Origin of the sequence: Jiangella rhizosphaerae, from assembly GCF_003579925.1 — a bacterium.
Lineage (GTDB): Bacteria > Actinomycetota > Actinomycetes > Jiangellales > Jiangellaceae > Jiangella > Jiangella rhizosphaerae.
Window position 1 is genome coordinate 1 of sequence record NZ_QUAL01000184.1, and the last position, 12296, is coordinate 12296.

At 70.3% G+C, this 12296-nt stretch carries 10 protein-coding genes; 4 read left to right on the top strand and 6 right to left on the bottom strand.

Translation table 11 applies throughout. The annotated features are described in order from the left end of the window. The 4 genes from DY240_RS19975 to DY240_RS19990 form a co-directional block, all read left to right on the top strand. A partial coding sequence (locus DY240_RS19975; RefSeq protein ID WP_199701836.1) for a carbohydrate ABC transporter permease occupies positions 1 to 913 on the top strand: 913 nt, incomplete at its 5' end. Then, positions 910 to 1734 (top strand): carbohydrate ABC transporter permease, encoded by an 825-nt coding sequence (locus DY240_RS19980; RefSeq protein ID WP_119661605.1) that lies wholly within the window; start codon positions 910 to 912, stop codon positions 1732 to 1734. The genes DY240_RS19975 and DY240_RS19980, both read left to right, overlap by 4 nt. Positions 1735 to 1764: 30 nt before the next feature. Then, positions 1765 to 2559 carry an ROK family protein gene (locus DY240_RS19985; RefSeq protein WP_119661606.1) on the top strand — a complete coding sequence of 265 codons (795 nt, stop codon included), beginning with the start codon at positions 1765 to 1767 and terminating at the stop codon, positions 2557 to 2559. Next, positions 2556 to 3713: a glycoside hydrolase family 68 protein gene (locus DY240_RS19990; protein ID WP_119661607.1), complete on the top strand. Its 1158-nt coding sequence runs from the start codon at positions 2556 to 2558 to the stop codon at positions 3711 to 3713. Before DY240_RS19985 ends, DY240_RS19990 begins: the two co-directional genes overlap by 4 nt. 523 nt (positions 3714 to 4236) lie before the next feature. Here DY240_RS19990 and DY240_RS19995 read toward each other — a convergent pair. From DY240_RS19995 to DY240_RS20020, 6 genes are all read right to left on the bottom strand, one after another. After that, positions 4237 to 5967, bottom strand: a complete 1731-nt coding sequence (locus DY240_RS19995) for an IlvD/Edd family dehydratase (protein ID WP_119661608.1) — start codon at positions 5965 to 5967, stop codon at positions 4237 to 4239. Then, a complete protein-coding gene (locus DY240_RS20000; protein WP_119661609.1) occupies positions 5967 to 7352 on the bottom strand; it encodes a glycoside hydrolase family 5 protein in 1386 nt (461 codons plus the stop codon). The genes DY240_RS19995 and DY240_RS20000 overlap by 1 nt, the downstream gene beginning before the upstream one ends. 11 nt (positions 7353 to 7363) lie before the next feature. After that, positions 7364 to 8872: an arabinosylfuranosidase ArfA gene (gene arfA, locus DY240_RS20005; RefSeq protein WP_119661610.1), complete on the bottom strand. Its 1509-nt coding sequence runs from the start codon at positions 8870 to 8872 to the stop codon at positions 7364 to 7366. A gap of 43 nt (positions 8873 to 8915) precedes the next feature. After that, positions 8916 to 9800 carry a carbohydrate ABC transporter permease gene (locus DY240_RS20010; protein ID WP_119661611.1) on the bottom strand — a complete coding sequence of 295 codons (885 nt, stop codon included), beginning with the start codon at positions 9798 to 9800 and terminating at the stop codon, positions 8916 to 8918. Further along, positions 9797 to 10744, bottom strand: a complete 948-nt coding sequence (locus DY240_RS20015; protein WP_119661612.1) for a carbohydrate ABC transporter permease — start codon at positions 10742 to 10744, stop codon at positions 9797 to 9799. Before DY240_RS20015 ends, DY240_RS20010 begins: the two co-directional genes overlap by 4 nt. An 81-nt stretch (positions 10745 to 10825) precedes the next feature. After that, positions 10826 to 12202: an ABC transporter substrate-binding protein gene (locus DY240_RS20020; RefSeq protein WP_119661613.1), complete on the bottom strand. Its 1377-nt coding sequence runs from the start codon at positions 12200 to 12202 to the stop codon at positions 10826 to 10828. Positions 12203 to 12296: the final 94 nt, after the last annotated feature.

The window sequence follows — 12296 nt, forward strand, 5'->3', positions numbered from 1 at the left end:
GGGGTCCCCGCCGGCGCCGGCCCGCCCGACCGCCCGCCGGGCACGACGGCGCGCCCGGCAGACGGCGGGCTGGTTGTTCGCCGCGCCCGCCATCGTGGCGTACGCGAGCTTCGTCCTGTGGCCGATGGGCCTGACCGTCCAGTACTCGCTGTACCAGTGGAACGGCATCGGCGCGTCGACGTGGGTCGGCTTCGACAACTACCGACGGGTCTTCACCGACCCCGAGCTGTTCGACACCATCCTCCACGCGTTCGAGCTCATCTTGTACTTCTGCGTGGTCCCCGTGGCGCTGGGACTGGCGATCGCCAACACCATCCGGCGCATCGCCACGACGCGGCTCGCCCTCGTCGCCCGGACGGTCATCTTCATTCCCCAGGTCATCCCGCTCGTCGCGGCCGGGATCACCTGGAGCTGGCTGCTCGCCTCCGACGGCCTGGTCAACCAGGTCCTGTCCGCCGTCGGGCTCGGGGGCGTCACCCGGGCCTGGCTGGGCGACTTCGGCACCGCGCTGCCCGCCGTCGGGGTCATCGGGGCCTGGGTGCTGCTGGGCCTGTGCACGCTGCTGCTCCTCGCCGGCATGAGCAAGATCGACCCGGCGCTGTACGAGGCGGCGCGGATCGACGGTGCCGGGCCGCTGCGGGAGTTCTTCTCGATCACCGTGCCGAGCCTGCGTCAGGAGATCGGCGTCTGCGTCACCGTGACCGTCATCGCGGCGCTGGCCAGCTTCGACATCATCTACATCTCGACCCAGGGCGGTCCTGGCAACTCGACGATGGTTCCCGGCCTGGAGATCTACCGGCAGGCGTTCTTCAACCGCGAGGTCGGAATCGCCTCCGCGCTCGCCGTCGTGCTGATGGTCCTCGTGCTGGCCTGCGTGCTTCCCATCCAGCGACTCACCCGGGAGGCCTCGTGATCGTCGGACGCCGCGAGGCCTGGACCGGCCGGCTGTTCCTCGTCGCTCTGATGGCGGTGACCATCATCCCGTTCGTCAGCCTGTTCGTCACCGCGCTGCACCCGTCGGGGAGCTATCCCCTCGGCCTGCAATGGCCCGACGACCCGCAATGGGGCAACTTCGCCGAGGCCTTCCGAGTCTCGAACATGAGCGCGCTGCTGGAGTCCAGCGCGCTGATCGTGGCCGGGGTCGTGCCCGTCGCGCTGCTGCTGGGCACGATGGCGGGATTCGCCATCGGCCATCTGCGGATCGCCGGCCGCCGGGCGTTGTTCCTGCTGTTCGTGTTCGGCCTGACGCTCCCGTACGAGGGCATCGTCACCCCGCTCTACTACCAGATGCGCGACCTCGGGCTGCTGAACACCCGCTGGGCGATCGTCCTGCCGCTCATCGGGCTGTTCATGCCGTTCGCCGTCTTCTGGATGCGCGCCCACTTCATCAACGTGCCCGACGAGATCTCCGAGGCCGCGGAGATGGACGGCGCGAACGTGTGGCAGCAGTTCTGGCGGATCCACGTGCCGCTGGCCATGCCCGCCATCTCGTCGCTGGCCATCCTCATGTTCCTGTGGACCTGGAACCAGTTCCTGCTCGCCATCGTCCTCGTCGACGATCCCACGCGTCGGACGATGGCCGGGGCGCTGGGCGCCTTCCAGGGCCAGTGGGGCACGAACATCCCGCTGCTCTGCGCGGGATCGCTGCTCATCCTGGCGCCCACCCTCCTCGTGTTCCTGGTCTTCCAACGCCGATTCGTCGCCGCCCTCCTCCAGGGCTCAGTGAAGGGGTGAACGGATGAACCGACCGTCGTGGAGCCCGCGATGACCGCGCGCCCGGCCTTCGGAGGCATCGAGGCCGGTGGGACGAAATGGGTCTGCGGGCTCACCGACGAGCGGGGTGACCTCGTCGCGACCGACGTCATCCCGACGACGACGCCCGACGAGACCCTCGGTCGTGCCGTGCGGTTCTTCGCGGGCCACGAGACGATCCGCGCCATCGGCGTCGGCAGCTTCGGGCCGCTCGACCTCGACCCGGCCTCGCCCACCCACGGCTCCATCACGACCACACCCAAGCCCGACTGGAGCGACACCGACCTGCTGTCTCCCCTCCGTCAGGCCGTGGGCGTCCCGATCGCACTCGACACCGACGTCAACGCCGCCGCGCTCGGCGAATGGCGACACGTCGCCGGCGCGGGACTGCACAGCCTGTGCTACATCACCGTGGGGACCGGCATCGGCGCCGGCGCGGTGGTCGGCGGACGGCTCCTGCACGGCAGCGGTCACCTCGAGTTCGGCCACCTGCGCATCCCGCACGACACCGCCCGCGACCCGTTCCCCGGCAGCTGTCCCCACCACGGCGACTGCCTCGAGGGGCTCGCCTCCGGCGAGGCGCTGCGGCACCGATGGGGCCGCCCGGCCGAGGACCTCGACGATCCCGCCGTCTGGCACCTGGAGGCCGAGTACCTGGCACACGCCATCGCCAACGCCGCCTACGCCCTCGCACCGCAGCGTGTCATCGTCGGTGGCGGCGTCGCCCAGCACCCGGCCCTCCTCCCCCGGCTGCGCGAGCGCCTCGCCAGGGACGCGCTGCGGCAGCAGGCCGTGGTCACGTGGTGAGCGGTCGCCGGCCGGCACGGTGGACCGCACAGCACGTCGGCCGCATCGTCCACGCCCCCGGCGCCACCGCTCCGGTCATCGTGGCGCCGCTCCCCCGGGTGCTGCCCGGCCACGACGTCTGGGACATGTGGCCGGTCCAGGAGGACGACGGCTCGACCGCGGTAGTCGACGGCGCCGAGCTCTGGATGGCGCTCGCCGCACCCGCCGGCGGCCACCCCGAGGGGCGGCACGACCGGGCCCGCCTGCGCCTGCTGACCCGCCTGGACGGGCGATGGACCGATCGGGGCGACGTCTTCGCGCCGGGTGCGTCCTTGGGCAGCCGGGAGTGGTCCGGCTCGGCGGTCCGCCGCGCCGACGGCTCGGTCTCGACGTTCTACACCGCCGCCGGGCTGCGGGGCACTGAGCCGCCGACCTTCCACCAGCGGGTGGCCGAGGCGCGCGCCGAGCTGGTCAGCGACGCCGACGGCATCCGCCTGACCGGGGACACCGAGCACCGCGAGGTCCTGCGCGCGGACGGCCCGCACTACCTGCCGGCGGACGAGGTGGACGGAGGGCCGGGCCGGATCCGCGCGTTCCGTGATCCGTACCGGTTCCGCGACCCCGCCGACGGCCGCGAGTACCTGCTCGTCGCCGCGTCGGTGCCCTGGCGCGACCGGTTCATGGGCGCGATCGCGCTCGCCGCCGCCACCGCCGACGGCTGGGAGCTGGGCCCTCCTCTCCTGGTCGCCGACGGCGTCAACCACGAGATCGAACGGCCACACATCGTCGTCCACCGATCGCGCTACTACCTGTTCGTCTGCACCACCCGGCAGGCGTTCCACCCCGCCGGCGGCGCGCCCACCGGTCTGTACGGATTCGTCGCACCCGCGATCGACGGCCCGTACGAACCCCTCAACGGCTCCGGGCTGGTCCTCCGGAACCCGCCCGAGCAGCCATACCAGGCCTACGCCTGGCTCGTCCTCCCCACCCTCGACGTCCACAGCTTCGTCGACTACCTCGGCCCCGGCGGCGAGGATCCGCGGCACGCCTCCGCGGAGGAGGCGCGTGCCCGGTTCGGCGGGACCTTCGCTCCCGTGCTCGACCTCGCCATCGACGGGACCAGCACCGTGGTCCGAGCACCCAGCGAGCGGGAGCAGGTGGAGAGTCTGAGGTGACGGCCCACCTCGGCGGCGTCATCGGAACCTCATGGCGCCACGGCACCGCCACGGTCATCTTCTTCTGAACCACGTGACTCCCGGCGATCCTCGCCGGGCGTGGTCGTCAGGATGTCGGCATCGTCGTCACGATGTCGGCGGCCGCTGCCTTGGCACGCCGAAGTGCTCCACAAACCGGGCCTATCCGGCACGGATGGTCACTCTCGGCGAGCCAAGCTCATGCACGCCGCCGATCGGGACATCCGCGGTGGCTCGTCAGTGCTGTCTCGGGTCAGGTCGTCACGGTGACGTCGCCGACGAGCCGAGCGGCCGTGACGGCGTGGCCGCGGCGTGCGTCGTCACCACCATGGCGCCGACGTCGGTATCGAAGGCGGCGGGCTGACACTCGCCGCCGTCTCTCGGCCCCGCGACGGCCGCTCTCGTTCGCCGGCCCACTGGACTGGACGACCGTGACGACGGCTCTGGCCGAGCAGGAGCCGCTACGCTACGGGCGCGACCTCCGGAAGCGGCCCGCACCTGACCGTCAGTGCGACTCGCGGGGCACGGCCGCGCCCCGGGAGCCGACCAGGAAGTCGAAGTCGGCGCCGCGGTCGGCCTGCAGCACGTGCTGGGTGTACAGCCAGCCGTATCCGGTGCCCTCGGCCGGCTCGGGCGGCTTCCACGCCTCGCCGCGCCGCCGCAGCTCGTCGTCGTCGACGTTCAGGGTGAGCGTGCGGGCGGGGACGTCGAGGGTGACGGTGTCGCCGGTGCGCACCAACGCCAGCGGCCCTCCGACCGCCGACTCCGGCGCGACGTGCAGGACGACGGTGCCGTAGCCGGTGCCGCTCATGCGGCCGTCGCAGATGCGGACCATGTCGGTGACGCCGGCGCGCAGCAGCTTCGTCGGGATGGGCACGTTGGCCACCTCGGGCATGCCCGGGTAGCCGCGCGGCCCGGCGCCGCGGATGACGATGACGTCGTCGGCGGCGACGTCGAGGCCGGGGTCGTCGCAGACCTCGTGGTAGGCCTCGGGCGTGTCGAAGACGACGGCGCGGCCGGTGTGCCGCAGCAGCGCCGGCGACGCCGCGGACTGCTTGACGACGGCGCCGCCCGGCGCCAGGTTGCCACGCAGCACCGCCGTGCCGGAGCCGGCCGGCTGCAGCGGCTCGGAGAGCGGGCGGATCACCTCGCGGTTCCAGCACTGCGCCGACGCCACGTTCGCCCCCATGGAGCGCCCGGTGACGGTGAGCGCGTCGCCGTCGAGCAGCCCGGCCTCGGCCAGCTCGCGCAGGACCACCGGCAGGCCGCCGGCGTAGCAGAAGTCCTCCATGAGGAACCGGCCCGACGGCATGAGGTCCACCACCGTGGGCACCGGCCGGGCCAGCTCGTCGAAGTCGTCCAGCGACAGCTCGACCCCCAGCCGTCCGGCGATCGCCAGCAGGTGGATGATCGCGTTCGTCGACCCGCCGATGGCCGCGTTGGCCCGGATCGCGTTCTCGAACGCGGCGCGGGTCATGATCGCGCTCGGGCGCAGGTCCTCCTCCACCATCGCCACGATGCGCCGGCCGGCCTCCTGCGCCACCTCGAACCGGCGCATGTCCACGGCCGGCCACGTCGCCGAGCCCGGCAGCTGCATGCCCAGCGCCTCGGCCATGCAGGCCATGGTGGACGCGGTGCCCATCGTCATGCAGTGGCCGTTGGACCGGGCCATGCAGCCCTCGGCCTCGAAGACCTCCTCCTGGGTCATCCGGCCGGCCTTGAGGTCCTCCTCGAACTTCCACACATGCGTGCCCGAGCCGACGTCCTGGCCGCGGAACTTGCCGTTGAGCATGGGCCCGCCGGTGACCATGACGGCCGGCAGGTCGACGCTGGCCGCACCCATGAGCAGGCCCGGCGTGGTCTTGTCGCAGCCGGACAGCAGCACCACGCCGTCCAGCGGGTTCGCCCGGATCAGCTCCTCGGCCTGCATGGCCAGCAGGTTGCGGTAGAACATCGCGGTCGGCCGGATCAGCGTCTCGCCGGTGGCCATGACGGGGAACTCCAGCGGGAAGCCGCCGGCCTGCCAGACCCCGCGCTTCACGGCCTCGGCGACGCGGTTCAGGTGCGCGTTGCACGGCGCCAGCTCCGACCAGGTCGACGCGATGCCGATGACCGGCCGCCCGTCGAACATCTCGGCGCCGAACCCCTGGTTGCGCATCCAGGACCGGTAGATCATGCCCGACCGGCCGGCGGCGCCGAACCACGCGCGGCTGCGGCGGATGCCGTCGCCGGCCATCAGCGCGTCACCTCCGGTCCCTCGCACGCGTCGCGGAGGACGTCGGCGAGCGTGCCGCGCACACGGCACTGGTCGAGGGCGAAGGAGTCCGCGAGCCGTTCCGCCTCGTCGGGGGTGACGCCCTGGAACGCCTTCGCGAAGTCGCCGACCATCGCCTCGGCGAGCATCACGTGCCGCACGTGCCCGTGGATCCACCGCCGCGCGCCCCACGGATAGGGCTGGAAGTCGGGGAACTCGCGGTGGAACAGCTCCTCGATGGGCTGCAGGATGTGCCGGATCTCGGCATCGGTCGACCCCCACGAGTCGACGCCGAGGCGCGCCTTCTTCTCGACGACCGGCGCCACCCGCCGGGCGTACGGCGAGCCGGGATCGACGGTCACCAGGCCCTGCAGGCCGATGTCCTTGTACGTCCAGAGCGCCCAGCTCGCGTCGTACCGGCGATAGATCTCCAGCTGGTCCTGGAGCAGCCGGAGGCGCTGCTCGTCCCGGGCGGGGTCGCCGGTGTACACGGGGCCGAACTCGCCGACCCAGATGGGCGTGCCGGTCTGGCGCATGTACTCGGTACGGGCGAGGAAGGTCTTCTCCACGCCGTCGCGGTCGACGTACTCGCCCCTGCTCACCCCGGGGTAGGGACCGCCGTCGACGAAGCCGGGCAGGGCGTAGTCGTGGGCGGTGTAGACGCAGTTCGGCAGCGGGTCGCCCAGCTGGTCGAACTGGGTCGAGTAGCGGTTGCCGTCGAGAAAGAGGATGTGGTCGGGGTCGACGGCGCGGATCGCCGCCTCGAGGCGCCGGTAGAACGGCCCGATGGTCGTGCCCTCGGCGTCGCCGGGCTCGTTGATCGGGTTGTAGCCGGCCACCCACGCGTTGCCCCGATAGTGCTCGGCCAGCCGCTCCCACAGGTGCACGACGCGGTCCTGGAACTGCCGCTGGCTCCAGAAGTGGGCCCACTGGGTGGGGTTGTCGCTGTGCCAGTGCTGGTTCTGGGCGCCGGGGACGGCGTGCAGGTCGAGGATCGTGTAGATGCCGTGCCGCGCGCAGGAGTCGACGACGCGGTCGAGCAGTGCGAAGCCCTCCGGCTTGAGCTCGAACGGCGCCGCGTCGTCCTCGAAGTGGCGGTAGTTGAACGGGATGCGCACCGAGTTGAGCCCGAGACCGGCCAGCAGCGCGGCGTCGTCGTCGGTGAAGAAGACGGAGAGGAACCGGTCGAAGAACCGCTGGTAGCCCTCGTCGCCGAGGACGCGTCGCAGCGCCTTGCGCTGCTGCGACTCCGTCCCGGGGTAGCCGGTGATGAAGTTCTCCATGTTCATCCAGCCGCCGAGGCCGACTCCGCGCAACACCACGGGCTGGTCGCCTGCGACGATCCGGCTCCCGTCGATCCTGAGCATGGGGACTCCGTTCATCCGAGGGTCAGGGCGGTCCACGAGACGGGCGGCAGCGACACGGTCACCGTACCGTCGCTCAGAGCGGCCGTCGGGTTCGCCACCGGGCGCACGCGGTCCTGCTGCTCCAGCGTGTTGGCGGCGTGCGGGTCCTTGTCGCTCAGCGTCCACGCGGCGCGGACAGCGACCTCGCCGAGCATCCGGACGTCGATCTCGATCTCCGCCTCCGTCTCCTCGTCGCGGTTCACGAGGAACACCGCGGTCGCACCGCTGCCGGCGTCGTGCGTCGCGACCGCGTCGACGACCGTGACCTCGCCGTGCCGAGCCGAGGTGTAGGTGGGGCTGTCCAGCTTGACCTCCAGTGCCTCGCCGCGCGCCAGGCGCGAGGTGAGCGCGAACGGATGGAACGTGGTCTGCCGCCAGGCCGGTCCCCCCGGCTCGGTCATGATGGGCGCGATGACGTTCACCAGCTGCGCCAGGCTGGCCGACGTCACCCGGTCGGCGTGCCTGATCAGCGAGATGAGCAGGTTGCCGAAGACCACCGCGTCCATCACCGAGTAGGTGTTCTCCAGCAGCCGGGGCGCGATCGGCCAGTCGTCGATGCGCGTGTGCCGCTCGCCGCGGTAGCGCGACTGGTACCAGACGTTCCACTCGTCGAAGGAGATGTACATGGTCTTCGTACTGCGCCGCTCGGCCTTGACGTGGTCGGCGGTCGCAGCGACGGACTCGATGAAGCGGTCCATGTTCGCCGCCGAGGCGAGGAAGCTGGCGTAGTCGCCGTCCTTCGGCTCGTAGTAGGCGTGGCACGAGATGTAGTCGACGTCGTCGTAGGTCGCTTCGAGCACCGTCCGCTCCCAGCTGCCGAACGTCGCCATCTGCGCGCTGGAACTGCCGCACACGACCAGCTCGAGGCCGGGATCGACCTGCCGCATGGCCCGGGCGGTCTTGCCGGCGAGGCTCGCGTACTCCTCGGCCGTGCCGTGGCCGAGCTGCCACGGGCCGTCCATCTCGTTGCCCAGGCACCACATCCGGATGTCGTGCGGCTCCGGCGTGCCGTTGGCGATGCGCAGGTCGGACAGGCGGGTGCCCGACGGGACGTTGGCGTACTCGAGGACGTCCAACGCCTCGTGGACGCCGCGCGTGCCGAGGTTCACGGCGTACATGAGCTCGCTGCCCACCTTGCGCAGCCAGGCGGCGAACTCGTCCAGCCCGATCTCGTTCGTCTCGATGGAGTGCCAGGCCAGATCCAGTCGGCGCGGCCGCTGCTCGCGCGGCCCGATCCCGTCCTCCCAGCGGTAGCCGGACACGAAGTTGCCGCCGGGATAGCGGATGGCGGTGACGCCGAGCTCCCGGACCAGCGCGATGACGTCCTCGCGGTAGCCGTTCTCGTCGGCGGTCGGATGGCCGGGCTCGTAGATGCCGTCGTACACACCGCGCCCGAGGTGCTCGACGAACGAGCCGAAGAGGCGGCGGTTGACGGTGCCGACGGTGAAATAGGGGTCGATGGTCAGATGAGCGCGGGTCATGATCCTCTTATCGGTCGACGGACGGGCAACGACGTGCGCCGGCCTACTTCAAGCTGCCGATCGCCAGGCCTCCGCGCCAGTGACGCTGCAGCGTGAGGAAGGCGATGATCAGCGGGATGACCGAGACGAGGGATCCCATGATGATGATGCTCCACAGCGACGTGCCGCCAGAGTTGTTGGCCGAGGCGATGCCCTGCCACTGCCCGATGCCGACCGTCACGGGATACAGGTCGTTGTCCGACAGCATCGCCAGTGGCAGGAAGTAGTTGTTCCAGGTGGCCACGACCGAGAGCAGCAGGACCGTCACCATCGCCGGTCGCATCATCGGGAGCGCGACCTGGAGGAACGAGCGCAGCTCGCCCGCGCCGTCGACGCGAGCGGCGTCGAGCAGCTCGTCGGGAACGGCGTCGCGCACGTAGACGTGCATCAGGTACACCCCGAACGGGTTGAGCAGCGACGGCAGGATCACCGCCCAGATCGTGTTCGTCAGGCCCAGCCGGGAGAACATGATGAACGTCGGGATGACCAGCGCGGTGGCCGGGACCATCACCGCGCCCAGCAGGACGGCGAAGCTGAACCGCCGGCCGGCGAAGCGGTACTTGGCGAAGCCGTAGCCGGCCAGGACCGCCAGCGCCGTGGCGCCGACACCACCCACGACGGCGTAGAGCGTGGAGTTGAGCAGCCAGCGCGTGTAGATGCCGCCGCTGTAGGTGAACAGCTCCTGGAGATTGCCGATGAAGTCGACGTCCTCGGCGAACCAGAGCGCGTTGCCGCCGCCGAACAGCCCCGCGGCGTCCTTCGAGCTGTTGACGACGACCCACCAGAAGGGGATGAGGAAGTAGACGAGCAGGAAGCCGAGGAGGATCTGCAGCGGCAGGTGGCGCTGCGGCCGCCGGCGTCGCGAGGCGGCGTCGATGGTCACGGTCATGAGAGGAAGCTCCCCCGCTTGCGGGTCGCGAACAGGAAGATGTAGACGCAGACGAAGACGACGGCGCCGAGCGCGAACGAGATGGCCGATCCGTAGTTGAAGTTCGCCAGGCCGAAGGCCTGCTGGTAGGCGTACATGTTGGGCGTGAAGTCCGGCCCGATCGCGCCGGCGGCGAGGTCGCGCAGGATCTTCGGCTCGTTGAAGAACTGCAGCGTCCCGATCAGAGCGAACACCAGGATGAGCAGCAGCGCCGGGGTGATCAGCGGGATCTTGATCCGCAGCGTGATCTGCCAGTTGCCGGCGCCGTCGATGCGCGCGGCCTCGTAAAGCGTCGGGTCGATGCCTTGCAGCGCGGCGTACAGGATGATCATGTAGTAGCCGGCCCACTGCCAGGTGACGATGTTGAGCAGGCCGTAGAAGATCAGGTCCCGGCTGAGGAAGTCCGGCGCGGTGGCGCCGAACAGACCGAAGACGTCACCCAGCGGGCCGAAGTTCTTGCTGTACAGGAACCCCCACATCAGCGCGCCGATGACCGCGGGGATCGCGTAGGGCAGGAAGATCATCAGCCGCGAGAACCGCGCGAACCGCGACGTGACGATGTCGAGGATGAGCGCCATCGCCAGCGAGATCAGCATCTGCACCGGGATGAGGACGAGCGAGAACCGGATGACGAACCACGCGCCGTCGAGGAAGCTCGGGTCGGTGAACGCCTTCGTGTAGTTCTCCAGGAGGACGAAGCTGGTCCCGCCGATCATCGCCTTCCGGAACAGGCTGAGGTAGAGCGCGTAGACCAGCGGCGCGACGAGGAAGGCGAGGAAGACCAGCCCGAACGGCCCGATGAAGAGCCAGCCGATGAGCTGCTCGCGCAGCGGTGTCTTGCCCGCCTTGCGTCTGCTCTTCTTCTCGGTGCGCGGTGGCGCGGTCTCGGTGATCTGCAGGGTCATTCTCGTGCTCCGGAGTCGGTGGACGGACAGGGACGGAGGGTGGGGCCGGCGCGGGGGGCGAGCCGGCCCCACCCGGTCGGGTCACTCGACCGTGAAGCCCTGTTCCTCGGCGTAGCCGACGACGTCCTCCTGCAGCCGGTCCGCCGCCTCGGAGCCCGTGATCGAGCCCTCGTTGAGCGCTCCGAGCTGCTCGGTCATCGCGTCGTAGTAGTACTGCTGCAGCGGGCTGTAGGTGAAGCCCTCATAGGCGTTCGCCGCCGGGATGTAGACCTCCTTGTTCGCCTGCTGGCCGCCGAAGAACTCCACCTGGAGGTCGGCGAAGGCGGGGTCCTCGAGCGCGTTGAGGTTCAGCGGGAAGATGACCTGGTTGGTCCAGCCGTCGGTGAGCGACGCCTCGTCGGCGTAGAGGCCGAAGGCCGCCTGCGCCGCCAGCTCCGGGTCCGACGCCTGGCTGGTCACCGAGAACGCGGACCCGCCCCAGTTCACCTGCACCGGGTTGGCGGGGTCCCACTGCGGCAGCGGCGCGACCGCGAACTGGCCGGCGTCCGTGCCCTCGCCGACGCCGGCGCCGGTGAGGTAGCCCGGCGCCCAGGCCGCGGAGATGTACGTGGCGTAGTCGCCGTTGATCACTCCGGAGATGTACTCGGGGGTGAACTGGTCCTGGGTGCCGACCAGGCCCTTCTCGACCAGGCCGCCCCAGTAGTCCAGCACCTCCTTGGACGCCTCGTCGTTCAGCGCGATCCCGATGTTCTCCGGGTTGTCGGTGTCGTAGGTGAACGGGTCGGCGCCGTTCTGGATCTGCAGCGCCATCATCACCGCCGGCACGTTGGCGCCGAGGTCGCCGAAGAGCGGGCCGCCGGCGTCGCGCACCGTCTGCGCCGCCTGCTCGTACTCCGCCCAGGTGGTGGGCGGCGTGATGCCGTACTGCTCGAAGATGTCCTTGCGGTAGATCATTCCCATCGGGCCGCCGTCGACGGGCACGCCGTAGACCGCGTCGCCGACCGAGACGTCCTGCCAGGCGCCCTCGCTGTAGTTCTCGCGGACCTCCTCGAAGCCGTAGTCGCTGATGTCGACCAGCGCGTCCTGCACCTGGAAGGTCGGGATCCGGTCGGCCTCGATCATGATGACGTCCGGCGCGCCGGTGCCGGCGGCGATGGCGGTCTGGAACTTCTCGTACTCGTCGCCGCCCTCGCCGACGTTGGTCCAGCACACCTGGACCTCGTCGTTCAGCTCGTTGAAGTTGTCGACGACGAGCTCCATGTTCGGGTACCAGGCCCACAGTGTCACGGCGGGCAGGTCCGGCTTGGGAATGGTGTTCGTGCAGTTGGCGGCGTCGGACCCGCCGCCACCGCTGCTGTCACTGCTGCTGTTGGTGCCGTCGTCGTCGGACGAGCAGGCGGCCAGTGAGCCGGCGAGGACGAGCGTCGCCACCGCGGAGAGGAAGTGCTTGCGCTTCATTGCGTGAGTTCCCTTCGGGATGCTGAGGTCGGCCGCGAAGAGCATTTATAACGTTGTATATTTAGCGATAAAGCTGACTATGGCAACGGGCTTC